This window comes from Rhizobium sp. R635 (assembly GCF_002211285.1).
In the GTDB taxonomy this organism is placed as follows: Bacteria; Pseudomonadota; Alphaproteobacteria; order Rhizobiales; family Rhizobiaceae; genus Rhizobium.
Genome location: NZ_LOKX01000035.1, coordinates 157,273 through 183,401 on the forward strand (window position 1 = coordinate 157,273; position 26,129 = coordinate 183,401).

A 26,129-nucleotide genomic window follows, 5' to 3' on the forward strand; every position below is an offset into this window, starting at 1 on the left:
AATTGCTTTTTCTATTCGTGGCTTGGCCCCTTCAAAAGAAAAGGGCGGCTCGAAGCCGCCCATTCCTTTGATCACTCTTCGCCAGGCCCTGCCGGGTTGCCCTCGGCAGTCGGCGCGTCGTCGGGAGCGCCGCCGCCGGCGACGTCGGCCGTCTCCTCCGTCTCATCCTCTTCCGGCTCGCTGATGCGCTCGACGGAGACGACCTTTTCATCCTTGGCCGTCGAGAAAATGGTGACGCCCTTGGTGGCGCGGCTGGCGATCCGGATGCCGCCGACCGGCACGCGGATCAGCTGGCCGCCATCGGAAACGAGCATGATCTGGTCGCCGTCATCGATCGGGAAAGCCGCCACCAGTTCGCCGATCTCGCCCGTCTTCGAGGTGTCGGTGGCGCGGATGCCCTTGCCGCCACGGCCGGAGATACGGAAATCGTAAGAAGAGGAGCGCTTGCCGAAGCCCTTTTCGGAGACGGTGAGCACGAACTGCTCGCGCGCCTTCAGCTCCTCATAGCGCTCGTCGGAGAGCTGTCCCTCCTCGGTGACTTCCTCACCGACCAGAGCGATATCCTCTTCATCGACGCCCGTCGCGCGACGCTCGGCGGCGGAACGCTTCAGATAGGCGGCACGCTCCCACGGCTCGGCATCGACATGGCCGACGATCGTCATCGAGATGATGCGGTCGCCCTCGCCGAGATTGATGCCGCGTACGCCGATCGAATTGCGGCCGGCAAAGACGCGGACGTCATCGACCGAGAAGCGGATGCACTGGCCGAGCGCGGTCGTCAGCAGGACGTCGTCCTGATCCGTGCAGGTCTCGACGGAGAGGATTTCGTCACCCTCCTCATCGAGCTTCATGGCTATCTTGCCGTTGCGGTTGACCTGAACGAAGTCCGACAGCTTGTTGCGGCGAACCGTGCCGCGCGTCGTCGAGAACATGACGTCGAGATTGTCCCAGCTCGCCTCATCCTCGGGCAAGGGCAGGATGGTGGTGATGCGTTCGCCCGGTTCGAGCGGCAGCATGTTGATCAGAGCCTTGCCGCGCGAGGTCGGCGTGCCGATCGGCAGCCGCCAGACCTTCTCCTTGTAGACGATGCCGCGCGAGGAGAAGAACAGAACCGGCGTATGGGTATTGACAACAAATAGCCGGCTAACGAAATCTTCGTCACGGGTAGTCATGCCGGAGCGGCCTTTGCCGCCGCGGCGCTGCGCGCGATAGGTCGTCAGCGGCACGCGCTTGATATAGCCGAGGTGCGAGACGGTGACGACCATGTCCTCGCGGGCGATCAGATCCTCGTCATCCATTTCGAGGCCGCCGTCGACGATCTCGGTGCGGCGCGGCGTGCCGAACTCGTCACGCACGGCAGTGAGCTCGTCCTTGACGATGGTCTGGATGCGGATACGCGAGGAAAGAATATCCAGGTAATCCCGGATTTCTTCGCCTATCTTATTGAGTTCATCACCGATTTCGTCGCGGCCGAGCGCCGTCAGGCGGGCAAGACGCAGCTCGAGGATGGCCCTCGCCTGCTCTTCGGAAAGGTTGTAGGTCAGGTCTTCGTTGATGCGGTGGCGCGGATCGTCGATCAGGCGGATCAGGCTTTCGACGTCTTCCGCCGGCCAGCGGCGCGTCATCAGCTCTTCGCGGGCCGACTGCGGATCTGGCGCCTGGCGGATGACACGGATGACTTCGTCGATATTGGCAACGGCGATGGCGAGACCGACCAACACATGGGCGCGCTCGCGCGCCTTGCGCAGCAGGAATTTCGTTCTCCGGCTAACGACTTCCTCGCGGAAGGAAACGAAGGCGCGCAGCATATCGAGCAGCGTCAGCTGTTCCGGCTTGCCGCCGTTCAGCGCCACCATGTTGCAGCCGAAAGAGGTCTGCAAAGGCGTGTAGCGGTAGAGCTGGTTGAGGATGACCTCGGCATTGGCGTCGCGCTTCAGCTCGATGACGACGCGATAACCCTGACGGTCGGATTCGTCACGCAGGTCGGAAATGCCCTCGATGCGCTTTTCACGCACCAATTCGGCCATCTTCTCGATCATCGTCGCCTTGTTCACCTGGTAGGGAATCTCGGTGATGATGATCTGCTCGCGGTCGCCGCGCATCGGCTCGATGGCGGCGACGCCGCGCATGATGACCGAGCCTCGGCCGGTCTCATAGGCGGAACGGATGCCGGCACGGCCGAGGATCTTCGCGCCCGTCGGGAAATCGGGGCCTGGAATGATCTGCATCAGCTCCGGCAGCTCGATCGCCGGATCGTTAATCAGCGCGATGCAGCCGTCGATGACTTCGGACAGGTTGTGCGGGGGGATGTTGGTCGCCATGCCGACGGCGATGCCGCCGGCGCCGTTGACGAGCAGGTTCGGGAATTTGGCGGGAACCACGACCGGCTCGGAGAGCGTGCCGTCATAGTTGTCGCGGAAATCGACGGTTTCCTTGTCGAGATCGTCGAGCAGCGAATGAGCGGCCTTTTCCAGGCGGCATTCGGTGTAACGTTCGGCCGCCGGCGGATCGCCGTCGACCGAGCCGAAATTCCCCTGGCCGTCGATCAGCGGCAGCCTGAGCGACCAGGGCTGCGCCATACGGGCGAGCGCATCATAGATCGCGGCATTGCCGTGCGGATGGTATTTACCCATCACGTCGCCGGTGACGCGGGCGCATTTGACGTATTTCTTGTTCCAGTCGATGCCGAGCTCGGACATGCCGTAGAGGATGCGCCGGTGCACAGGCTTCAGGCCGTCGCGCACGTCGGGCAGCGCGCGGCTGACGATGACGCTCATGGCGTAATCGAGATACGACCGCTGCATTTCCTCCATGATGGAGATAGGCTCGATGCCTGGCGGGAGCTTCCCGCCGCCGGGGGGTGTTTGCTCAGTCAAAACAGATCACGATCTCTTCTAGAATCACTTGAAGATTTATAGCGGAAAGCCCGTTCCCACGCCAATTTCTGAGCGCGTTTTGAACAGGCTTTTGCGGCCTAAAGAGGGTAAAACACGGAAGTTTCGCGGCCGGATCGGGCAATCCGCCGCGGGATATTTGCCAAATTGAAATCCCCGTTCCACAATCGTAAAAACCCAGGCATTCATATGAGGTTCGGGAGAGACGATGGCAAGCGCCGACCAGTTGATCAACGCCTTCACGACGCTTCTCGTCACCATCGATCCGCCCGGCCTCGCGCCTATCTTTCTCGGGCTGACGATCGGCATGAGCCGAGCCCAACGCACCCAGGTGGCGCTACGCGGCTCGACCATCGCCTTCATCATCCTCGCCGTCTTCGCCCTGTTCGGCTCAGGCGTGCTCGGCGTGCTCGGGATATCGATCGGCGCCTTCCGCATCGCCGGCGGGCTGCTGCTCTTCTGGATCGCCTTCGAGATGGTTTTCGAAAGGCGGCAGGAACGCAAGGAGAAGGCCTCGGAGGCTGCCGTCACCAAGGATCATATCGAGAATATCGCCGTCTTTCCCCTCGCCCTGCCACTGATCGCAGGCCCGGGCGCGATCTCCGCGACGATCCTGCTTGCCGGCACGCTGCCGACCACAATAGAAAAAGCCCAGCTCATCGCTGTCATCGCCGCCAATCTGCTGCTGACCTTCCTCATGCTGCTCGTCGCCGAAAGGCTCGACCGCTTCCTCGGCGTCACCGGCCGGGCGATCCTGACGCGGCTCCTCGGCGTCATCCTCGCCGCGCTTGCGACGCAATTCGTCGTCGACGGCGCGAAATCGGCGTTCAATCTCATCAGCGCCACTCCGCGCTGAAACGCCAAATTAAATTACCAGAAGTGCCAACGCCTCCTCCGGCATTTCAGGGACGCGCTCCGTAGTCGAAACGCGCACGACAACTCTCGCCAACTCGCGAAAAATCTCTAGCGATGAACCTATCTCTGAATGGGCCATCCGATCAAATGACAGAACTCCGGAACTGCGCGCCCGCTCACTAATATCCTTTACCCCCTGAAAAAGTGCCGGCGTGTACTCTGCCGCAAATCCGGCAAAAACTTTGTCATAGCTTGGAGCAAGGGATAGGGACCAACTCTCTCTTTTAACGGGTTTAATTGGAACGTTTACATGCAGACATTGCGTTCCAACGGACTGATCGAAAGTTGCCGACAATAGGCCATATGTCGTCATGCCGCCAACTGGTCGAGCTATTTCGACCGTCACGCTTTTCCAATAAGGAGGGCGGTCTCCGCTGGCGAAAACTCTGCTCTCCCACAGATGGCATTGTGTCGCTTCGATCAATGGCGCTGCGGCGTTCAACCAAAGTCGGAGGCGCGCGCCAGAGGCTGTTTCAAAGGCGTGACAACTCACTCAAATCCCCGGTTTTTTTCATGCCATCCTGTCTATGGCTTCAGTTGCAATATAAAATAACGGCTTAACGACAGCTCCACATTGAACGGTACGACCGTCATCCAAGCCGATCCAAGTCTGAAGGGTGTAAAAGCAAAAAAGCATGACGCCCGCCTGGGACATCATGCTTTCAGCTGTTTTCATAAGCTACGCGGCCGATCAGAACGGGATGTCGTCGTCGAGATCGCGCGAGAAGTTGCCACCGCCGCCACCGCCGCGGTTGGACGATGAGGACGGCGACGGGGCGCCGTAATCGTCGCCGTAGTCATTGTTGCTGCTGCTCCCGCCACGGCCGCCGCCGAAGCCGGAGCTTGCGCCGCCGCCATCGCCGCGGCCGTCGAGCATGGTCAGCGTCGAGCTGAAGCCCTGCAGCACCACTTCCGTCGAGTAACGATCCTGGCCCTGCTGGTCCTGCCATTTGCGGGTCTGCAGCTGGCCTTCGATATAGAGCTTGGCGCCCTTCTTCACATATTGCTCGACGACCTTGCAGAGGCCTTCGTTGAAGACGACGACGGTGTGCCACTCGGTCTTCTCGCGGCGCTCGCCGGAATTGCGGTCGCGCCAGGTCTCCGAGGTGGCGATACGGAGGTTGGCGATCGGCCGGCCATCCTGAGTGCGGCGGATTTCGGGGTCTGCACCCACGTTTCCAACCAGAATTACCTTGTTCACGCTACCAGCCATGCTTCTCACCCTGCCTGCCGCCCTGCCCGGCGGCGTTAATCGATCAGCGCACCTTAAACCATAGAGGACCGCAGATGCGCGTGAACGGTGTTTAATCCACAATTTATCCCATCAGAAAGCCGCATGCATTCATCAGGAATTTTGTTCTTTATTTGTTCTAGTTTATCCGTATGATCCTGTCAACAGAATCGAAAACCTTGAACCTTCCAGGATATTCAGCCTCGACTCGCCCGCCGGCATCACTAAATAAGGGCTGTTATCCAGAAAACCAAAGCAGAGACGATGAGCGAACTGAAGACGATCTCCATCCGCGGCGCGCGCGAGCACAATCTGAAGAGCATCGATCTCGATCTGCCGCGCAACAAGCTGATCGTCATGACCGGGCTTTCGGGCTCGGGCAAGTCCTCGCTCGCCTTCGACACGATCTATGCCGAGGGCCAGCGGCGCTATGTCGAAAGCCTGTCGGCCTATGCCCGGCAGTTCCTCGAAATGATGCAGAAGCCCGATGTCGACCAGATCGACGGGCTGTCGCCGGCGATCTCGATCGAGCAGAAGACGACCTCGCGCAATCCGCGCTCGACGGTCGGCACCGTCACCGAGATCTACGACTACATGCGCCTGCTTTTCGCCCGCGTCGGCGTTCCCTATTCACCGGCGACCGGCCTGCCGATCGAGAGCCAGACCGTCAGCCAGATGGTCGACCGCATCCTTGATTTCGGCGAAGGCACCCGCCTTTATATTCTTGCGCCGCTCGTGCGCGGCCGTAAGGGAGAATACAAAAAAGAACTGGCGGAGCTGATGAAGAAAGGCTTCCAGCGCGTCAAGGTCGACGGCCAGTTCTACGAGATCGCCGAGGCGCCTGTTCTCGACAAGAAATATAAGCACGACATCGACGTTGTGGTCGACCGTATCGTCGTGCGCTCCGACGTCTCCGCGCGCCTGGCCGACAGCCTGGAGACCAGCCTGAAGCTCGCCGATGGGCTGGCGATCGCCGAATTCGCCGACAAGCCGCTGCCGCCGGAGGAGACTGCGGCCGGCGGCTCGGCCAACAAATCGCTGAACGAGACGCATGAGCGCGTGCTGTTTTCGGAAAAATTCGCCTGTCCGGTTTCGGGCTTCACCATTCCGGAAATCGAGCCCCGGCTGTTTTCCTTCAACAATCCCTTCGGCGCATGCCCGACCTGCGACGGGCTCGGCGCCCAGCAGAAGATCGACGCCGACCTGATCGTGCCCGAGCCGGAACGGACGCTGCGCGACGGGGCGATTGCGCCCTGGGCCAAGTCGACCTCGCCCTATTACAACCAGACGCTGGAAGCGCTCGGGAAACATTACGGTTTCAAGCTCGACACGCGATGGAAGGATCTTTCCGACGAAGCCAAGGACGTCATCCTCAACGGCACCGACGACAAGATCGAGTTCCACTACGCCGATGGTGCGCGTTCCTATACGACGCATAAGAATTTCGAGGGCATCGTCACCAATCTCGAGCGGCGCTGGAAGGAGACCGATTCCGCCTGGGCGCGCGAGGATATTGAGCGTTTCATGTCGGCCGCCCCCTGCCCTTCCTGCAACGGTTTCCGCCTGAAACCGGAGGCGCTGGCAGTGAAGATCAACAGGCTGCATATCGGCGAAGTGACCGCCATGTCGATCCGCATCGCCCGCGACTGGTTCGAGGCACTGCCGGCAAGCTTCAATGCCAAGCAGAACGAGATCGCTGTGCGCATCCTGAAGGAAATCCGCGACCGCCTGCGCTTCCTCAACGATGTCGGCCTGGAATATCTGAGCCTCTCGCGCAACTCCGGCACGCTGTCGGGTGGCGAAAGTCAGCGCATCCGGCTCGCCTCGCAGATCGGATCGGGGCTGACGGGCGTGCTATACGTGCTCGACGAGCCTTCGATCGGCCTGCATCAGCGCGATAATGCCCGGCTGCTCGACACGCTGAAGCACCTGCGCGACATCGGCAACACCGTCATCGTCGTCGAACACGACGAGGATGCGATCCTGACGGCCGACGACGTTGTCGATATCGGCCCGGCGGCCGGCATTCACGGCGGCCAGGTCATCGCGCACGGCACGCCGCAGGATATCATGGCCAATCCGAAGTCGCTGACCGGCAAATATCTCTCCGGCGAGCTCGGTGTGCCGGTTCCCGAGGAGCGCCGCAAGCCGAAGAAGGGCCGCGAGATCAAGGTGGTCGGCGCGCGCGGCAACAATCTGAAGAACGTCACGGCGTCGATCCCGCTCGGCGTCTTCACGGCGGTGACCGGTGTTTCCGGCGGCGGCAAGTCCACCTTCCTGATCGAGACGCTTTATAAATCGGCGGCGCGCCGCGTCATGGGCGCGCGCGAAATTCCCGCCGACCACGACCGTATCGACGGTTTCGAGCATATCGACAAGGTAATCGACATCGACCAGTCGCCGATCGGCCGCACGCCGCGCTCGAACCCGGCGACCTATACCGGCGCCTTCACGCCGATCCGCGACTGGTTCGCCGGCCTGCCGGAAGCCAAGGCGCGCGGCTACCAGCCGGGCCGCTTCTCCTTCAACGTCAAGGGCGGCCGCTGCGAGGCCTGCCAGGGCGATGGCGTCATCAAGATCGAGATGCACTTCCTGCCCGATGTCTACGTCACCTGCGACGTCTGCCACGGCAAGCGCTATAACAGAGAGACGCTCGACGTCACCTTCAAGCAGAAGTCGATCGCCGACGTGCTCGACATGACGGTGGAGGAAGGCGTCGATTTCTTCGCGGCGGTGCCTGCCGTGCGCGACAAGCTGCAATCGCTGAAGGATGTCGGCCTCGGCTATATCAAGGTCGGCCAGCAGGCCAATACGCTTTCCGGCGGCGAAGCACAGCGCGTCAAGCTCGCCAAGGAGCTGTCGAAACGCTCGACCGGACGCACGCTCTACATTCTCGACGAACCGACGACCGGCCTGCATTTCCACGACGTCGCCAAGCTCTTGGAAATGCTGCACGAGCTGGTCAATCAGGGTAACTCCGTCGTGGTGATCGAGCACAATCTCGAAGTCATCAAGACCGCCGACTGGGTGCTCGATTTCGGTCCCGAAGGCGGCGATGGCGGCGGCGAGATCGTCGCGACCGGCACACCCGAGGCAATCGTCAAGGAGAAGCGTTCCTATACCGGACAGTTCCTTAAGGAGTTGCTGGAGCGGCGGCCGGCGAAGAAGGCGGTTGCGGCGGAATGACGATGCAGCTGGCGTCGCCCGATGATCTCCCGATGATCGCGACGCTGACGGCAGCCGCCTACCGGCCCTATACCGAGCTGTTCGGCGCTCCACCGATCCCGGTGACGGAGGATTACGCGCCGCGGATCGACCGCGGCGAGGTCTGGCTGCGCCACGTCGGCGGCGAAACGGCGGGCCTCGTCGTCATCGAGCGGCATTCCGATCACCTCATGCTGTTCAGCATCGCGGTCTCGCCGGCCTTTCAGGGCGCCGGACATGGGCTCTCGATGCTGCGCTGGCTCGAAGGCAAGGCGCGGGAATGGGACATTCCGGAGATCCGGCTCTACACCAATGCGCGGATGGAGCGAAATATCGCGCTTTATCGCGCCTTCGGATTTCAGGAAACGGGTCGCCGGCCGAGCCGTTACCGGCCAGGATGGACGCTCGTCGACATGGTGAAAGAGATCGAAGCAGCCTGAACGGCTGCAAACAGGGAGGACGACATGACGAAATCCGGCACTATCCGCACCGGCATCGGCGGCTGGACCTTCGAGCCCTGGCGCGGGCATTTCTTTCCCGATGACCTGAAACAGAAGGACGAGCTGCATTATGCCAGCCGTCAGCTGAAGGTCATCGAGGTAAACGGCACCTATTACAGCACGCAGAAGCCCGCGGTCTTTGCCAAATGGGCGGCTGATGTGCCCGATGGCTTCATCTTTTCGCTGAAGGCAACACGCTTCGTCACCAACCGGCGGGTACTGGCCGAGGCCGGTGAATCGATGGAGCGCTTCCTGTCATCCGGAATCAGCGAACTCGGCGATCATCTCGGGCCGCTGCTCTGGCAATTCGCGCCGACCAAGAAATTCGATGCGGAAGATTTCGAGGCCTTCCTGAAACTGCTGCCGGAAAAACAGGATGGGCTGAAACTGCGCCATGTGGTCGAGGTTCGGCACGATTCCTTCAAGGTGCCGGAATTCGTGGCGCTGCTTGCCAAATATGGCGTGGCGCCGGTGTGCGCCGAACATTTCGAATATCCGATGATCGCCGACGTCACGGCCGATTTCGTTTATGCCCGGCTGCAGAAGGGATCGGACGATATCGCTACCTGCTACCCTGACAAGGAGCTGAAGGCCTGGGCAAAGCGGCTCGAAACCTGGGCCGAAGGCAGGGTTCCTGACGACCTGCCGCTGATCGATGGTGATCGCAAGGTGAAGGCCGAGCCGCGCGACGTCTTCGCCTTCATGATCCACGAGGGCAAGGTCAATGCGCCGCACGGGGCAATCGCGCTGCAGCAGGCGCTGGCGAAATAAGCCGGGCCCATCTCGCGGCCAGCAGCGGCGTCGGCGCTCATCGCCATCAAGCGCTAAGAAGCCTGCGGAACCACGACTTTTGAGATGCGCAAACGCTGTTTCACTTCTTCCCGTCCGCCGGCGCCTCTTTCCGGTGGCGCGGCAGCAGTGATTTGATGTACCGCCACGTCGGCGAGACGACGTAGCCTGCGAGCGGGATTGCGATCAGACCGATGACAATACCGACGATGCCCGCCCCTGCGGCCTCGACGATCCAGCGCAGCACGGAAGGCAGAACGGGAACAGCATGCGCGGTCGCCTCGCCGGCATCATGGATCAGATGCGCAAGACCGCCCGCCCCATAGGTTTCGAGGCCGTGAACGATGATACCGCCACCGACCCAGATCATGGCGGCCGTTCCCACGATGCCGAGGACTTTCAGAAAATAAGGCATGCCAGTGACGAGCCCCCTTCCGATCGAACGCAAGACCGCGCCCATCGAAGATGCCGTGCGGACACGCGCCAGCATCAAGCCCAGATCATCGGCCTTCACGATAAGCGCCACGCCGCCATAGACAGCGGCAGTTATGCCCATTCCAACGACGGCAAGGATGATGGCCTGGGTAACCATGCCGCCTGAGGGCACCGCGCCGAGTGTGATCGCCATGATTTCGGCCGACAGGATGAAATCCGTCTTGATCGCGCCGGCAACTTTCTCGTCTTCTATCGATCTGGGATCGAGGCTCGTTGCCTCGAGGGCCGCCTCGTGAGCATGAGCCGCATGCGGCATGACCAGCCCGTAGACTTTTTCCACGCCCTCGTAGCAGAGATAAAGTCCGCCGATCATCAGCAGCGGTGTGATCGCCTGCGGTGCGACAAGGCTCAGGACGAGTGCTGCGGGGAGCAGGATCAGAAGCTTGTTCTTCAGCGAGCCCAGCGCGATCTTGCCGATGATCGGCAGTTCGCGTGCCGCCGAAAATCCGGTGACATAGCGGGGCGTGACCGCTGCATCGTCAATGACGACGCCAGCCGCTTTCGCGCCTGCCTTGGCAGCCTGACCGGCAATATCGTCGAGCGATGCCGCAGCCAACTTGGCCAATGCCGCGATATCATCAAGAAGGGCGATCAGGCCAACACTCATTCGAGCCTCCGTCGAAAGGCAGATTTACACAGAAAACGGGAAATCCATTACCCGAGACCTACTGCATAATTCCTTAAATCGAAATCGATCCAAGGATAAAATCGTTCAGTAATTTAAACTGTTGCAGCATCCCTCGCGTCGATAGAAGGAAGCGCGCATCGGAAAATCCTGGCGCAGGCGCTAAAGCGGCAACACCGCTGCCGCGAGCTCCTCCGCCGTCAGCCCCTTGCCGGCGCGATGGCCGGCCTGCCCATGCAGCCAGACACCGGCGGCCGCGGCCTCGAAGGCCGGCAGGCCCTGGGCGAGCAATCCGCCGATGATGCCGGCAAGCACGTCGCCGGAGCCGGCCGTGGCGAGCCATGCCGGGGCATTGGTGTTGATGAGCGCACGCCCGTCCGGCGAGGCGATGACGGTATCGGCCCCCTTATAAACGATCGCGGCATTGGCGCGGCGGGCGGCGGCCACTGCCTTGTCCACCTTGCCGAGCGATTTGTCGCCGCCGATATCGGGAAAGAGCCGCGTGAATTCGCCCTCGTGCGGCGTCAGCACCAGACGCGGCTCGCCGCGGAAAAGGTCATAGAGCTCATGCGGATCGTCCTTGAACGAGGAGATGCCATCGGCATCGAGCACCAGCCGGCGTTCGGCAAAGGCCTTGACGAAACCCCGCGCCCTGGCGCCGATACCGAAGCCGGGACCGAGGATGAAGGTCTGCATCCGTCGGTCGGAGAGCCAGTCTTCGAGCTCGGCTTCATCGTCGACCGCGTGCAGCATCACGGCAGTCAGATGGGCCGCATTCGCAGCCATCGCCGCCCGGGGCGCTGCGATCGTCACAAGGCCGGCGCCGGCCTTCAGGCCGGAGATGGCCGACATGCGCGCGGCGCCCGTCTTGTCAGCCTCGCCTGAGAAGACCACCAGATGGCCGCGCTTATATTTGTGTGTTTCCAGATGCTCGGCCGGCAGCACCCCTTTCCAGGCCTCGGGCGTGTTCTCGGCGACGATACCGCTTGCCTCGGCCCTGATGATGCGGGCGGGAATGCCGATATCGAACACCTCCAGCTCACCGCAAAGCTCCCTGCCCGGCATCAGGAGATGACCGGGCTTGCGCGTCATGAAGGTGATGGTGTTATGCGCTGCGAAGGCCGCGCCCAGCACCTTGCCGGTGCGGCCATCGATGCCGGACGGGAGATCGATGGCGAGCACGGGAAGGCCGGCCTCGGCGACGCGCCCGATCAAAGCACGCACATCCTCCGGCACCTCGCGGGTAAGCCCCGCACCGAACAGGCCGTCGATGACGACGTCGCCGGTTGCGGGCCGGTAGAGGCCGAGTCCCTGCCCCTTCAATGCGCAGCCGGCGCGGGCGCGGGCGGCATCGCCCCTCCGCCGGGAGGGATCACCGAGATGGAAGAGCGCCACCGCCGCCCCGCTCTCCCGCAGATGTCTTGCCGCGACATAGGCATCGCCGCCATTGTTGCCGGGGCCGCAGAGCACGACGAAACGCAGAGAGCCTGGATACAGCCGCAGCGCGGCTGCCGCGACGGCAGCACCCGCCCTCTCCATAAGGCCGAAAGAATCGATACCCGATGCGGCGGCGGCCGCATCTACGGCGGCCATTTCAGCGGGCGTGACGAGAAGGTCGGACAGATCGCTCATGGCCCTATTCAATTCAAAAAACGCCTAAAAAACAACCGCCCAGCACAACAAACAGAAGCACTCAATTTATGCATTTGCCTATATTTTAATCTCAATGGACCATATTTTCGTAATTGCGAATACGTGTGGATTTTCCGGCTTTCGATATGATTTTGATCGGCAGACGAAAGTTTTCCCATATCTCCGTCACCAAAACGACATAGAATCCCCCGCAAACGCACCGGTTTCGTCAAAAACGGCATCTTTTTTCGAAAAGATGGATTTCAAACTGGCATGATATCTGCATCATATCCGGCGAGCGGGAACGGTCCTGCCATAACGGGAGAAGCGGAGAGACATTTTCTCATGAAAAAGATCGAAGCGATCATAAAGCCCTTCAAGCTGGACGAAGTGAAGGAAGCCCTTCAGGAAGTCGGCCTGCAGGGTATCACAGTCACGGAAGCCAAAGGCTTCGGCCGTCAGAAGGGCCACACGGAACTCTACCGCGGAGCCGAATACGTCGTCGACTTCCTGCCGAAGGTAAAAGTCGAGGTCGTTCTGGCCGACGAAAACGCGGAAGCCGTCATCGACGCGATCCGCAAGGCGGCGCAGACCGGCCGCATCGGCGACGGAAAGATCTTCGTCTCCAATGTCGAAGAAGTTATCCGCATCCGTACCGGCGAGACCGGCATAGACGCCATCTGAGCCACTTTGCCAATCGCGCAAAGTCCGATACCGTCATCGCGAAATCGAACACCTACCTATTGTCATTGCAAATCGGAGGAACGTATTTAATGGCGACCGCAAGCGAAATTCTGAAGCAGATCAAGGAAAACGACGTGAAGTTCGTCGATCTGCGCTTCACCGACCCGAAGGGCAAACTGCAGCATGTGACGATGGACGTCGTCTGCGTCGACGAAGACATGTTCGCTGACGGCGTGATGTTCGACGGCTCCTCGATCGGTGGCTGGAAGGCCATCAACGAATCCGACATGGTGCTGATGCCCGATACCGAGACGGTGCATATGGACCCGTTCTTCGCTCAGTCGACCATGGTCATCATGTGCGATATCCTCGATCCGGTTTCCGGCGAGGCCTACAACCGCGATCCGCGCGGCACCGCCAAGAAGGCCGAAGCCTATCTCAAGGCATCCGGCATCGGCGACACGATCTTCGTCGGCCCCGAAGCCGAATTCTTCGTTTTCGACGACGTCAAGTACAAGGCCGATCCCTACAATACCGGCTTCAAGCTCGATTCGACCGAACTGCCGTCGAACGACGACACCGATTACGAAACCGGCAACCTCGGCCATCGCCCGCGCGTCAAGGGCGGCTATTTCCCGGTTCCTCCTGTCGACAGCGCCCAGGACATGCGCTCGGAGATGCTGACGGTGCTCTCGGAAATGGGCGTCGTCGTCGAAAAGCATCACCATGAAGTGGCTGCCGCCCAGCACGAACTCGGCATCAAGTTCGACACGCTGGTGCGCAACGCCGACAAGATGCAGATCTACAAATATGTCGTGCATCAGGTGGCGAACGCCTACGGCAAGACGGCGACCTTCATGCCGAAGCCGATTTTCGGCGACAACGGCTCGGGCATGCACGTGCACCAGTCGATCTGGAAGGGCGGCAAGCCGACCTTCGCCGGCGACGAATATGCAGGCCTTTCGGAAAGCTGCCTCTACTATATCGGCGGCATCATCAAGCATGCCAAGGCGATCAACGCCTTCACCAATCCGTCGACGAACTCCTACAAGCGTCTCGTCCCGGGTTATGAAGCGCCGGTCCTGCTGGCCTATTCGGCCCGCAACCGCTCGGCATCCTGCCGCATTCCGTTCGGCTCCAACCCGAAGGCCAAGCGCGTCGAAGTCCGCTTCCCGGATCCGACCGCCAACCCCTACCTCGCCTTCGCCGCCATGCTGATGGCCGGCCTCGACGGCATCAAGAACAAGATCCATCCCGGCAAGGCCATGGACAAGGATCTCTACGACCTGCCGCCGAAGGAGCTGAAGAAAATCCCGACCGTCTGCGGCTCGTTGCGCGAAGCGCTCGAAAGCCTCGACAAGGACCGCAAGTTCCTGACGGCAGGCGGCGTCTTCGATGACGACCAGATCGACGCCTTCATCGAACTGAAGATGGCGGAAGTGATGCGTTTCGAAATGACGCCGCACCCGGTCGAATACGACATGTACTACTCGGCCTGATCGGCCCGAACACGGAAAGCCCCGGTCCCGCCGGGGCTTTCGCCTCCCAGGTCACGGACGGCAGATGGCGAGGACATGACGTTCATGTGACGAACGGCGCTCAAAAATCTTGATTTATGGAGCGCCAATCACCAACTTTGGTGATGAAAGGAAGTCGTACCATGAAAGAAAGAGTTGCAAAGTTCAGTATTGGCGAAGTGGTCCGGCATAAGGTTTTTCCGTTTCGCGGCGTCATCTTCGACGTCGATCCGGAGTTCGCGAATACGGAAGAATGGTGGAATTCGATTCCTGCCGAGGTGCGTCCGAGCAAGGACCAGCCCTTCTATCACCTGCTCGCCGAAAATGACGAAAGCGAATATGTCGCTTATGTCTCCGAGCAGAACCTTGTGAACGACGAAAGCGGTACGCCGCTTCGCAATCCGCAGATCTACCAGATTTTCGATCAGGCCCCGTCCGGGCAGCTCAAACCCAAGATGAGTTTCGCCCATTGATATCGGTCTGACTGCTGAATGAACCAAGGCCTCGCATCTCCCAGCGGGGCCTTTTTCTTTGCGCGATGGCGGGCACATCCTTGTGCAACAAAAAACCCGGCGCGAAGCCGGGTTTCTGTTCAAGCCTGTCGGCTGAATTACTGCGCCTTGGCTGCCTTCTGGGCGTCTTCCAGCTTCTTGCGGGCTTCCTCGGCCTTCTTCTGCATGCCTTCCTGCAGGCTGCGCTGGGTCTCAGCAAGCTTGGATTCGGAGACTGGTTCGCCGTCATAAGCGCCGGTGAAGCCTTCGAGCGAGATCTTGATCGGGGTCGGGGCACGGCGGAAGTTGATCGAGGTGAAGATCACGTCGCTGCCCTTCTTGAGGCTGGCGATCATCGCGTCGGTCAGCGGAACTTCGGCGGTGCACTTGTCCGGCAGGCAGACGACGTAGTCGAGCTTCTGACCCTTGCCACCGTCGATCTGCATCATGATGCCCGGGGGAATCAGGCGCGCGCTGGGGACGGAAACCTGGAGGAGCTTGCGGTTGATCTTGCCGGAAACCGAGATCAGACCGGCAGCCGTGACGAATTGACCACCATTGGCAAGGATCAGGTTCTGGACGACGCAGATGTCGTTGTCTTCCTGCTTGCTGCAGGTCTTGTACCAACCGAGCTTGGGCGCGCCGACACCTTGGGCCGGCGCCTGCGCCGCCGCATCCTGTGCGAAGGAGGAGACCGGTGCCGAAGCGCCGAACACCACTGCCAGAACGGACAGTGCTGCCCGCATTTTCTTTTCAGACTTGAACATCATAACGAATTCCGTCTCCTGATATCCGTTCGGAGCAGCGACGTGCCGCCCCAACCATCGGGTCGTTCGGCACTCCACCTCATGGAAAAATAAGGCAAATGCATGACCCCGAAACTTCGGGTTCACCTGTTACATCGCAGCGTTCAAGATATCCAGCATTTCTTTGGCAATTCGGGCAGCAATTTCGTCGCCAGGCCAAAGAAATGGCGTCTACGTGTTGGAATCGGTCGACCAGATGGTAATCTCGCGGTGAATCATGCCCGTTTTCACGGATCAAGGATTGCTGAATGCTCCGGATTGTCGTCCCCCTCGTCCTTTCGCTGCTGCTTTGCGGCACTGTTGCTGCCGAACCGCTGCACGGTATTGCGATGCATGGCGAGCCGGCCCTGCCGCCTGACTACAAGCACTTCCCTTACGTCAATCCGGACGTCAAGAAAGGCGGCAAGATCACTTACGGCGTCGTCGGCACCTTCGACAATCTCAACCCCTTCATCCTGAAGAGCATGCGCACGACGGCGCGCGGCATGTGGGACCCCGAGTATGGCAATCTCGTCTACGATTCGCTGATGCAGCGCTCCAGGGACGAGCCCTTCACGCTTTACGGCCTGCTTGCCGAAACCGTCGAATGGGACGAGGCTAGGAGCTTCATCCAGTTCAACCTCAACCCGAAGGCGAAATGGTCCGACGGCCAGCCGGTGACGCCTGAAGACGTGATGTTCACCTTCGATCTGTTGCGCGACAAGGGCCTGCCGCGTTATTCGATCCCGCTGAAAACCGTCGCCAAGATGGAAAAGGCCGGCGAGTATAGCGTGCGTTTGACCTTCAACGATGAAGCTAACCGCGAGACGCCGCTGATCTTGGGCCTTTTCCCGGTGCTTCCAAAACATGCGCTCGATCCCGAAACCTTCGACCGCACGTCGTTGACGCCGCCGGTCGGTTCCGGTCCCTACAAGGTAAAGACGATAAAGCCTGGTGAAAGCATCACCTATGAGCGTGATCCGAACTATTGGGGCAAAGACATTCCCGCCAAGATCGGCACCGACAATTACGACCAGATCACCGTCCAATATTTCCTACAGGACACCTCGCTGTTCGAGGCCTTCAAGAAGGGCGACGTAGACCTCTATCCTGAGGGTAATCCCGGCCATTGGGCCAATGCTTATGATTTCCCCGCCGCCACCTCCGGGGCTGTGATCAAGGACGTGTTTACGCCGAAACTGCCGAGCGGCATGTTCGGCTTCGTGTTCAACACGCGCCGGCCGATTTTTGCCGATCCAAAAGTGCGTGAAGGCCTGTCGCTGGTGTTCGATTTCGAGTGGGCGAATAAGAACCTCTATTCCGGCGCCTATAAGCGAACGCAGAGCTTCTGGCAGAATTCCGAGCTTTCGAGCTTCGGCATTCCGGCCAGTGCGGCCGAGCTTGCCCTGCTCGGGCCGATCAAGGACAAAATCGCGCCCGCGATCCTCGACGGCACCTATAAGCTGCCAGTCACCGACAGCTCCGGTCGCGACCGCAACGTGCTGAAGCAGGCTGTCGATCTGTTGAAACGGGGCGGTTACACGATTCAGGGCGGCAAGATGGCCGATGCCTCGGGTCATCAGCTCGCCTTCGAAATCATGACGCAGAATGCCGACCAAGAGAAACTTGCCATCGCCTATCAGCGTTCGCTGCAGACGATCGGCATTACCGTTTCGATCCGCACGGTCGATGATTCGCAATATCAAAGTCGGACGAACAGCCGTGATTATGACATGATCATCAAGGCCTATGTGTCAACGCTGTCGCCTGGAATAGAGCAGGTCGGTCGCTGGTCGTCAGCCGTGCGTGCAAAGGAGGGTAACGACACCTTTGCCGGCGCCAACGATCCCGATCTCGACACGCTGATCGACCATCTACTGAGAGTGCGCTCGACGGAAGAGTTCACCGCGGCCGTGCGCGCCTACGACCGACTGCTACTTTCGGGCCATTACGTGCTGCCACTTTATCATATCGGCCAGCAATGGGTGGCGCGCAGCAAGCGCATCGGCCATCCCGATACGATGCCGCTTTACGGCTATCAGCTGCCGGTATGGTGGGATGCGAGCGTGCAGTAAACGCCGCCGAACCGCCGCGGCCCCATGTCTCTCCGGAGACGCATAGAACAAGGAAGACCCTCATGGAGCGTATCACCATCGACGTCGTCTCGGACGTCGTCTGCCCCTGGTGCTATCTCGGCAAGGCGCGGCTGGAGCTCGCCATCGCCGAAGTGCAGGACGAGATCGGCGTCGACATCAACTGGCGGCCGTACCGCCTGAATCCGGACTATCCCAAGGAAGGCGTCGACCAGAAGAAGGCGTTGGCGCAGAAGCTCGGCGGCGAGGAGCGCGTGGCGCAGGCGCACAAGATGCTCACCGACCTCGGCCGAGAGGTCGGCATCGCCTTCGATTTCGAAGCGATCAAGATCGGCCCGAACACGCTCGACGCCCACCGGCTGGTCCATTGGGCGATGGTCGAAGGCCGCGAAAAGCAGGACAAGGTCGTCACTGCCCTGTTCAAGGCGAATTTCGAGGAAGGCCGCAATGTCGGCGATCACGCGGTACTGCTCGATATCGCCGAAAAGGCCGGCCTCGACCGCTCGGTCATCGCCTCGCTGCTGACCTCCGATGCCGATAGCAATCTCGTCACCAGTGAAATCACGGCGGCACAGGAGATGGGCGTCAACGGTGTGCCGTTCTTCATCTTCGACCAGCAATATGCCGTCAGCGGCGCGCAGACGCCCGACGTGCTGGCGAATGCGCTGCGCGACATCGCCAAGGCAAAGGCCGAGGCGCGGTCGGGGCTGAACTGAGTCTATCGATGCGAATCGAGATCGAACTGCCGCGACAAAGTTGGGCCGAGGATTTCGCAGCGCTCAAGCGCGCCATCATGCGTGCAGCACCCGCCGGAGCCTATCTGCATCATATTGGCTCGACGGCGATTTCCGGCCTTCCAGCAAAGGATATCATCGATCTCCAGTTGTCGGCTGGTCGGAGCCGCCAGGTGACTGAGGCCACCAGCTTTTATTTCACGCAATGCTGCAAGGTCAGCCCAAAACCGGAATGCAGCGCACCTCGGTCTTCACCGAATTGGCGATGAAGCATTCGTCGTGCGCGCGATGGTGCAGGGCTTCGAGCTCGCTCAGCGAGGGCTGCTTTTCGCCAGTGAAAACGACATGCGGCCTCAGCGTCACCACGGTCATGGCGAGGCGGCCTTCGTCATTCTTCTCCATGACGCCCTCGGCCGCATCAGTGTAGCCGTCGACGCAAAAGCCCTGTTTGGCTGAAATCGACAGGAACCAGAGCATGTGACAACTGGAGAGCGAGGCGACGAAGGCCTCCTCCGGATCGACCGCGTCTTCGGCCGAATAGGGCAGCGGAACGACGTGCGAGGAAGAGGACGCCCTCACCTCGACCCCGCCGTCGAAGGTCCAGCGATGGACGCGGCTGTAGCGGTTGTCGGTGAAAGTTTCGCCGTTCCGCTCCCAGGCGATCGTTGCGCCATATGTCGCCATACCTATCTCCCTCTGTTTACTTCGCCATCTCCGCCAATTGCGTCATGATAACAGCGGCACCCTGCAGGCGCTTCTCCGGTGTCGGCAGGTCGCGGGTCAGGAACAGGCTGTGGTCGGGGCGGATCTTCGCCATCGTGCCCTGCTTGCCGATATAGCCGACGAGATTTGCCGGATTGGGAAATTCCTTGTTGCGGAACTGCACGACGACGCCCTTCGGGCCGGCGTCGAGCTTTTCGACATTGGCGGTGCGGCAGAGCGACTTGATATAGACGATCTTCAGGAGATGCTGGACTTCGACCGGCATCGGCCCGAAGCGGTCGATCATCTCGGCGCCAAAACCGTCGATCTCCTTGAGCTCGGTGATTTCGCCGAGACGGCGGTACAGCGCCATGCGCAGATGCAGGTCGGGCACATAGTTCTCGGGGATCATCACCGTGGTGCCGACCGATATTTGCGGCGACCAGCCGGTATCCTGGATCTCGTCGACACCCTTGACCTCGGCGACCGCCTCCTCCAGCATCTGCTGATAGAGTTCGAAGCCCACTTCCTTGATGTGGCCGGACTGCTCCTCGCCGAGCAGATTGCCGGCGCCGCGGATATCGAGATCGTGGCTTGCGAGCTGGAAACCGGCGCCGAGCGTGTCGAGGGACTGCAATACCTTGAGCCGGCGCTCGGCCGTTGCCGTCAGCACCTTGTTGACAGGCAAGGTGAAGAGCGCGAAGGCGCGCACCTTCGAGCGGCCGACGCGGCCACGCAGCTGGTAGAGCTGGGCCAGGCCGAACATATCGGCGCGGTGGACGATCAGCGTATTGGCCGTCGGCACGTCGAGGCCGGATTCGACGATGGTGGTCGAGAGCAGCACATCGTAACGGCCTTCATAGAAGGCGTTCATGATGTCTTCGAGTTCACCGGCCGGCATCTGGCCGTGGGCGACGGCGACCTTCAATTCCGGAACGTCGGACTGCAGGAAGGCGTGCACGTCAGCGAGATCGGCAAGCCTGGGGCAGACATAGAAGCTCTGGCCGCCGCGATAATGCTCGCGCATCAGTGTCTCGCGGATGACCAAGCTATCGAAGGGCGAGATGAAGGTGCGCACCGCCATGCGGTCGACCGGCGGCGTTGTGATCAGCGACAGTTCGCGCACGCCGGTCATAGCCAGCTGCAGCGTGCGCGGGATCGGCGTTGCCGACAGGGTCAGCACGTGCACGTCGCTCTTCAGCTCCTTCAGCCGCTCCTTGTGCTTGACGCCGAAATGCTGCTCTTCGTCGATGATCAGCAGGCCGAGATTGGCGAATTTGATGCCTGCGCCGAGCAGCGCATGGGTGCCGACGACGATATCGGTCTTGCCGTCGGCCACTTCCTTTTTGGTCAGTGCCAGCTCCTTCGAGCCGACAAGGCGCGAAGCCTGCTGGACGCGCACAGGCAGACCACGGAAACGCTCGGAAAATGTCTTGAAATGTTGGCGGGCAAGCAGCGTCGTCGGCACGACGACGGCAACCTGGACGCCGTTCATCGCCGCGACGAAGGCGGCGCGCAGCGCCACCTCCGTCTTGCCGAAGCCGACGTCGCCGCAGATCAGGCGGTCCATCGGCCGGCCGGCGCCGAGATCGGAGCGCACCGCATCGATGGCGTTGTCCTGGTCTTCGGTCTCGTCATAGGGGAAGCGGGCGGCAAATTCGTCATAAAGACCGTCCGGCGCCGTCAGCATCGGCGCATGGCGAGTCAGGCGCTCGGCTGCAATGCGGATCAGTGCATCGGCCATGTCGAGCAGGCGTCGCTTGAGCTTCGCCTTGCGCATCTGCCATGCGCCGCCACCGAGCTTATCGAGTTGGGCTTCGGTACCCTCGCCGCCGTAGCGCGAGAGGAGATCGATGTTTTCGACCGGCAGGAAGAGCTTGGCCTCGTCGGCATATTGCAGTTCGAGGCAGGCATGCGGAGCACCCGCCGCCTCGATGGTCCGGAGCCCCACGAAGCGGCCGATGCCGTGTTCGGCATGGACGACGATCGAGCCTTCGTCGAGGCCCGCGACCTCCGAGATGAAGTCGGCGGCGCGCTTGCGGCGCTTGGAGCGGCGCACCATGCGGTCGCCGAGAATATCCTGTTCGCCGATGACGATGAGATCGCCGGCCTCGAAGCCGGATTCGAGATTGAGCACGGCAGCGGCCGCCTCGCCTTTGCCCAGCGAACCGAGCTCCTTCAGCGCCTCGATCGGTTTTATCTTTTCGAGGCCGTGTTCATTCAGCACCTGCAGCAGGCGCTCCAGCGAGCCCTCGGTCCAGGCAGTGACGAGCACTTTTGCCCCGCCGGCGCGCCGATCGGCGATGTGCTTGACGACGGCGTCGAATACGTTGACGCGCTCAGCATCGCCGCCGCCTTCGGCATTGGAGCGAGCCCAGCGCAGGCCCTGGCGGGCGTCGATATTGACGACCCGCCTCGCCTCGCCTTCATGTTCGTTGAAGGGGCTGATGCGGACGGCTCCGAGCGCATCCAGGGTTTTTGCGAAAAGCTTGCCGTCGAGATAGAGCTGGCCCGGCGTCACCGGCTTGTAGGGCGTGCCCTGCGCCATCTGGCCCTTCGCCGGCTGGCCGGAATTCAGGCGGGCGTCGTAATAATCGAAGACGAGCTTGGAGCGTTCTTCGGCTGCTTCACGCACGGTATGATCGGTCACGATACGGAAGCCGCTCAAATAATCGAAGACGGTATCGAGCTTCTCATAGAAGAGCGGCAGCCAATGCTCCATGCCGGGGTAGCGCCGGCCTTCGGAAACAGCGAGATAAAGCGCGTCGTCGCGCGTCGTTGCGCCGAAAGCCGAGAGATAGTTCTTACGGAAGCGGCTGATCGTATCCGGGGTCAGCGTCACCTCGCTCATCGGGTTGAGATCCAGCGAGCGCACCTGGCCCGTCGTGCGCTGGCTGGCGGGATCGAAGCTGCGGATCGATTCCAGCGTATCGCCGAAGAAATCGAGGCGGACCGGCTCTTCCGAACCTGGCACGAAGACATCGAGAATGCCGCCGCGCACGGCATATTCGCCGACCTCGCGAACGGTCGCGACGCGATCGAAGCCGTTACGCTCCAGGCGGCCGGCAAGATCGTCCATGCGCAGCTGGTTGCCGGGACGGGCCGAAAAGCTCAGGCTTTCGATCACATCCTGCGGCGCCACCTTCTGCAGCATGGCATTGGCGGTGACGAGCACGATTGCTGCATGCGGTTTCTTGCGGTGGGCGATGAGGCCGCCGAGCGCGGCAAGCCGGCGGGCCGAGGTATCGGCGCTCGGCGAGACGCGGTCGTAAGGCAGACAGTCCCAGGCCGGCAGGGTGAGAACCGGAATGTCGGGGGCGACGAAGCCGAGCATCTGTTCCAGATCGGCCATGCGGTGGCCGTCCGACATGACATAGGCGACCGGTTCTCCCGCTCGCGCGAGTTCGGCGAGCAGCAGCGGTTCGAGGCCGGCAGGCACGTTGCCGATCGTCAGCGGCTCGGCAATGGCCGCAAGCTTCTTCGCATCGAAACCAGGGATCATTCCGGCGTCCTGAGGGGCTTGTCGAAATCGGGCGTATAGGCGGCAAGGCGGGCAAACATCGGTGTCTGGAAACGCTCAGGCACCGGCCATGTTCCCATGATCCAGCGGACGAGATCGTTGTCCTCTTCGGCCATGATCGTCTCGAACTCGTCGAGTTCGGCTTCCGAAAGCGTCGCGATTTCGGCTTCGGCGAACTGGCCGAAGACCAGATCCATCTCGCGTATGCCGCGATGCCAGCAGCGGAAAAGGATCCGGCGGCGGCGCGGGTCGAGACCGGCACTCGTGAGCGTCACACCTGTCATGGCATTACCTTCCTGTTGATGCGCCTCTATAGACCCTCGAAAGCGGCTTGTCAGCCTTGCCAAGGCCGCATTGTTCATCGCATTTTGGCCGCATGCGCCCCGCCATTCTCGATCCGCTGTTTTCTCCCATTTCGGGCCTTCCGGGCGTCGGCCCGAAGATCGCAGAACTGCTCGTCAAGCTGCTCGGGCGCGAGACAGCGGAGGATTGCCGGGTCATCGATCTGCTGTTCCACGCGCCCTTCTCGCTGATCGACCGCCGTAACCAGCCAGGAATCGCCCGCACGCCGCAGGGCGCGATCGTCACGATCACGGCGCGCGTCGACCGGCATCAGGTGCCGCCGCGCGGCAAGAGCAACATCCCCTACCGCGTCTTTCTGCATGACGAGACCGGCGAGCTGACCTTGGTTTTCTTCCGCGGCCAGGCGGCATGGCTGGAAAAGCAGCTGCCTGTTGATGCCGAAGTGACGGTCAGCGGCAAGATCGACTGGTTCAACGGCCGCGCCTCGATGGTGCATCCCGACTATATCGTCAAGGCGGAGGAGGCGGAGAACCTGCCGCTCGTCGAGCCCATCTATCCGCTGACGGCGGGGCTTTCGCCGAAGACATTGCGCAAGATCATCGATGCCGCCCTGCCGCGGTTTCCGGAGATGCCGGAATGGATCGATCTGGCGCTGACGCAAAAACAGGGCCTGCCGTCGATCCGCGACAGCTTCCTCATGCTGCACGAGCCGCGCGACCCCGGAGATATCGACCCGCAGGCCCCCGCCCGGCGGCGGCTCGCCTATGACGAGTTCCTCGCCGGCCAGCTGTCGCTCAGCCTGGTGCGCCAGAGGCTGCGCAAGGTGGCAGGCCAGCCAGTGCACGCGACCGGCGAAATCAGCGGCAAGATTTTGAAGACATTGCCTTTCTCGCTCACCGGTAGCCAGAACGAGGCGATCGCCGACATTTTGAAGGACATGGCCGGAACCGAGCGCATGCTGCGGCTGCTGCAGGGTGATGTCGGCGCCGGCAAGACGCTGGTGGCGCTGATGGCGATGGCGGCCGTGATCGAAAGCGGCGGCCAGGCCGTGCTGATGGCGCCGACCGAAATCCTGGCGCGACAGCATCACGCGACGATCTCGAAATTCGCCGCCTCATCAGGGCTCGGCATCGAGGTGCTGACCGGGCGCACCAAGGGACGCGAACGGGAAAAGATCGTCGAGCGCATCGCCTCCGGCGAAGCGCAAATCATCATCGGCACGCATGCATTGTTCCAGGACAGCGTCGCTTACGCCAACCTGATGCTTGCCGTCGTCGACGAGCAGCACCGTTTCGGCGTGCATCAGCGCCTGAGGCTGACGGCCAAGGGCATCTCTCCGCACATGCTCGTCATGACGGCGACGCCGATCCCGCGCACGCTGGTGCTTGCCGCCTTCGGAGACATGGACGTCTCCAAGCTCACAGAGAAACCGGCCGGCCGCAAGCCGATCCAGACAATCACCGTGCCAATGGAGCGGACGGGCGAGATCGTCGAGCGGCTGCAGGGCGCGATCGCCGAGGGTAAGAAAGCCTATTGGATCTGCCCGCTGGTCGAAGAATCCGAAGAACTAGACCTGATGTCGGCCGAAGAGCGGCATGCGACGCTCGTCTCCGCTCTCGGTCCTGGTATCGGCCTCATCCACGGCCGCATGAGCGGACCGGAAAAGGATGCGGCGATGATGGCGTTCAAGAACGGAGAGACCCGGCTCCTCGTCGCCACAACAGTCGTCGAAGTCGGCGTCGACGTGCCTGATGCGACGATCATGGTGATCGAACATGCCGAGCGCTTCGGCCTGGCGCAACTGCATCAGTTGCGCGGCCGCGTCGGGCGCGGCGACGAGGCTTCGACCTGCATCCTGCTCTACAAGGGGCCGCTTGGCGAAACCGGCCACGCCAGGCTGTCGATCATGCGGGAAACGGAAGACGGCTTCCGTATCGCCGAGGAAGACCTGAAACTGCGCGGCGAAGGCGAATTGCTCGGCACCCGCCAATCCGGCACGCCGGGCTTCCGCATCGCCAGCCTCGAGGCGCATGCCGACCTGCTCGATATCGCCCGCAAGGACGCGGCCTATCTGATCGAGCGCGATCCGGAACTGACCAGCGAAAGAGGACAGGCGATCCGCACCCTGCTCTATCTCTTCCGCCGCGACGAGGCGATCCGGTTTTTGAGAGCGGGTTAATCGGCCTTCGACACCGCCACTGGCTTCGGCCGAGACAGATGCTTCTGCTTCGGCTCGGACGGCTTATGTTCAGGGGCGACGAGGCCGCCTGAAATCAGGTACTTGGCGGCGTCTTCCGGGCTCATGTCGAGCAGGACGATCTTCTCGCGAGGCACGAAGATCAGGAAACCCGCCGTCGGCACCGGTGTCGGCGGCAGGAAGACGGCGACCATGTCCTGTCCCATCGCATTGAACTTCGACGCGATTTCGCCCTTGGCATCGGTGGCGATGAAGACCAGCGCCCAGAGGCCGGGACCGGGATATTCGATGAGGCCGACCTTCTTGAAGGAATTCGACTGTTCCTTCAGCACGGTTTCGAAAATCTGCTTCACGCTTCTGTAAATCGTGCGCACCAGCGGCATGCGCTGGACGACCGATTCGCCAAAGCGGACGATGCTCTGGCCGATCAGGTTCTTGCCGAGAAAACCGACGACGGTGATCAGGACGACGGCGATCAGCAGGCCGAAACCAGGAATGGCGAAATTGAGATAGCTTTCCGGATTCCAGCGCGCCGGAATATAGGGCCTGACCCAGCTGTCCGACCAGTGAATGAAGGTCCAGGTCAGCCAGATGGTAATCGCAATCGGCGCGCAGATGATCAAACCTGCGAGAAAATTATTCCTCAGCCGGGTCGCGACCGGCATTCGGGGGACGTTGTCGGTCATCGTTTCCTGACGAACTCCATTTCGGTCCTGGACAGGCCGGAACGCCGGCCCTTCCCCCTTTGTCCGCACGGTAAAATTGCCAGAATTCGGCACGCCGCACAATACGTTTCAGCGTGCCGCGCCGGCCACGGA

20 protein-coding genes are annotated in these 26,129 nt (G+C 61.4%); 11 read left to right on the plus strand and 9 right to left on the minus strand.

Annotated elements, in window-relative coordinates; genetic code table 11:
• Positions 1–71: 71 nt before the first annotated feature.
• On the minus strand, positions 72–2,876 hold the full coding sequence (gene gyrA, locus ATY78_RS25330) for a DNA gyrase subunit A (RefSeq protein ID WP_088685048.1): 2,805 nt from the start codon (positions 2,874–2,876) through the stop codon (positions 72–74).
• Between the two features lie 226 nt (positions 2,877–3,102).
• Here gyrA and ATY78_RS25335 point away from each other — a divergent pair, with 226 nt between their 5' ends.
• Positions 3,103–3,750: a MarC family protein gene (locus tag ATY78_RS25335; RefSeq protein WP_088685049.1), complete on the plus strand. Its 648-nt coding sequence runs from the start codon at positions 3,103–3,105 to the stop codon at positions 3,748–3,750.
• Positions 3,751–4,500: 750 nt separating this feature from the next.
• Here ATY78_RS25335 and ATY78_RS25345 read toward each other — a convergent pair.
• Positions 4,501–5,022 carry a single-stranded DNA-binding protein gene (locus ATY78_RS25345; RefSeq protein WP_088685051.1) on the minus strand — a complete coding sequence of 174 codons (522 nt, stop codon included), beginning with the start codon at positions 5,020–5,022 and terminating at the stop codon, positions 4,501–4,503.
• Positions 5,023–5,304: 282 nt separating this feature from the next.
• On the opposite strand from ATY78_RS25345, the gene uvrA reads away from it, so the two are divergent.
• Genes uvrA through ATY78_RS25360 form a run of 3 tightly spaced genes read left to right on the plus strand, consistent with a single transcriptional unit; the run spans position 5,305 to position 9,515 of the window.
• A complete protein-coding gene (gene uvrA / locus ATY78_RS25350; protein WP_088685052.1) occupies positions 5,305–8,226 on the plus strand; it encodes an excinuclease ABC subunit UvrA in 2,922 nt (973 codons plus the stop codon).
• Entirely contained in the window at positions 8,223–8,684 is a 462-nt protein-coding gene (locus tag ATY78_RS25355) for a GNAT family N-acetyltransferase (protein ID WP_088685053.1), read from the plus strand. Before uvrA ends, ATY78_RS25355 begins: the two co-directional genes overlap by 4 nt.
• A gap of 24 nt (positions 8,685–8,708) precedes the next feature.
• Complete coding sequence (locus ATY78_RS25360; protein ID WP_088685054.1) at positions 8,709–9,515, plus strand: DUF72 domain-containing protein; 807 nt, start codon at positions 8,709–8,711, stop codon at positions 9,513–9,515.
• 100 nt (positions 9,516–9,615) lie between these two features.
• Here ATY78_RS25360 and ATY78_RS25365 read toward each other — a convergent pair whose 3' ends face one another.
• Together ATY78_RS25365 and ATY78_RS25370 are read right to left on the minus strand one after the other, a co-directional pair.
• Entirely contained in the window at positions 9,616–10,635 is a 1,020-nt protein-coding gene (locus ATY78_RS25365; RefSeq protein WP_088685055.1) for a DUF808 domain-containing protein, read from the minus strand.
• Between the two features lie 180 nt (positions 10,636–10,815).
• Entirely contained in the window at positions 10,816–12,285 is a 1,470-nt protein-coding gene (locus ATY78_RS25370) for an NAD(P)H-hydrate dehydratase (RefSeq protein ID WP_088685056.1), read from the minus strand.
• Between the two features lie 345 nt (positions 12,286–12,630).
• Between ATY78_RS25370 and ATY78_RS25380 the strand changes: the two genes are divergently transcribed.
• From ATY78_RS25380 to hspQ, 3 genes are all read left to right on the plus strand, one after another.
• Entirely contained in the window at positions 12,631–12,969 is a 339-nt protein-coding gene (locus tag ATY78_RS25380) for a P-II family nitrogen regulator (RefSeq protein ID WP_003539626.1), read from the plus strand.
• 89 nt (positions 12,970–13,058) lie between these two features.
• On the plus strand, positions 13,059–14,468 hold the full coding sequence (glnA, locus tag ATY78_RS25385) for a type I glutamate--ammonia ligase (RefSeq protein ID WP_003579238.1): 1,410 nt from the start codon (positions 13,059–13,061) through the stop codon (positions 14,466–14,468).
• 161 nt (positions 14,469–14,629) lie between these two features.
• Complete coding sequence (hspQ, locus tag ATY78_RS25390) at positions 14,630–14,959, plus strand: heat shock protein HspQ (RefSeq protein ID WP_088685058.1); 330 nt, start codon at positions 14,630–14,632, stop codon at positions 14,957–14,959.
• Positions 14,960–15,096: 137 nt separating this feature from the next.
• Here hspQ and ATY78_RS25395 read toward each other — a convergent pair whose 3' ends face one another.
• On the minus strand, positions 15,097–15,747 hold the full coding sequence (locus ATY78_RS25395; protein ID WP_088685059.1) for an invasion associated locus B family protein: 651 nt from the start codon (positions 15,745–15,747) through the stop codon (positions 15,097–15,099).
• Positions 15,748–16,031: 284 nt separating this feature from the next.
• Between ATY78_RS25395 and ATY78_RS25400 the strand changes: the two genes are divergently transcribed.
• From ATY78_RS25400 to ATY78_RS29025, 3 genes are all read left to right on the plus strand, one after another.
• Entirely contained in the window at positions 16,032–17,837 is a 1,806-nt protein-coding gene (locus ATY78_RS25400) for an extracellular solute-binding protein (protein ID WP_088685060.1), read from the plus strand.
• Between the two features lie 62 nt (positions 17,838–17,899).
• The gene (locus ATY78_RS25405; protein ID WP_088685061.1) at positions 17,900–18,571 is read left to right on the plus strand and encodes a DsbA family oxidoreductase; all 672 of its coding nucleotides are present in this window, start codon (positions 17,900–17,902) and stop codon (positions 18,569–18,571) included.
• A gap of 8 nt (positions 18,572–18,579) precedes the next feature.
• Complete coding sequence (locus ATY78_RS29025) at positions 18,580–18,858, plus strand: GrpB family protein (protein ID WP_280950461.1); 279 nt, start codon at positions 18,580–18,582, stop codon at positions 18,856–18,858.
• Here ATY78_RS29025 and ATY78_RS25415 read toward each other — a convergent pair.
• From ATY78_RS25415 to ATY78_RS25425, 3 genes are read right to left on the minus strand one after another with little or no spacing between them, the layout of a single operon-like run.
• Positions 18,806–19,273, minus strand: coding sequence for an OsmC family protein (locus ATY78_RS25415; RefSeq protein ID WP_088685062.1), 468 nt, complete (start codon positions 19,271–19,273; stop codon positions 18,806–18,808). The genes ATY78_RS29025 and ATY78_RS25415 overlap by 53 nt on opposite strands.
• Before the next feature lie 16 nt (positions 19,274–19,289).
• A complete protein-coding gene (gene mfd, locus ATY78_RS25420; RefSeq protein WP_088685063.1) occupies positions 19,290–22,793 on the minus strand; it encodes a transcription-repair coupling factor in 3,504 nt (1,167 codons plus the stop codon).
• On the minus strand, positions 22,790–23,095 hold the full coding sequence (locus ATY78_RS25425; RefSeq protein WP_003579224.1) for a succinate dehydrogenase assembly factor 2: 306 nt from the start codon (positions 23,093–23,095) through the stop codon (positions 22,790–22,792). The genes mfd and ATY78_RS25425 overlap by 4 nt, the downstream gene beginning before the upstream one ends.
• Positions 23,096–23,187: 92 nt before the next feature.
• Between ATY78_RS25425 and recG the strand changes: the two genes are divergently transcribed.
• Positions 23,188–25,293, plus strand: coding sequence for an ATP-dependent DNA helicase RecG (gene recG, locus ATY78_RS25430; RefSeq protein WP_088685064.1), 2,106 nt, complete (start codon positions 23,188–23,190; stop codon positions 25,291–25,293).
• Here the strand turns inward: recG and ATY78_RS25435 are convergent.
• The gene (locus ATY78_RS25435; RefSeq protein ID WP_088685065.1) at positions 25,290–25,997 is read right to left on the minus strand and encodes a DUF502 domain-containing protein; all 708 of its coding nucleotides are present in this window, start codon (positions 25,995–25,997) and stop codon (positions 25,290–25,292) included. The genes recG and ATY78_RS25435 overlap by 4 nt on opposite strands.
• Positions 25,998–26,129 lie beyond the last annotated feature (132 nt).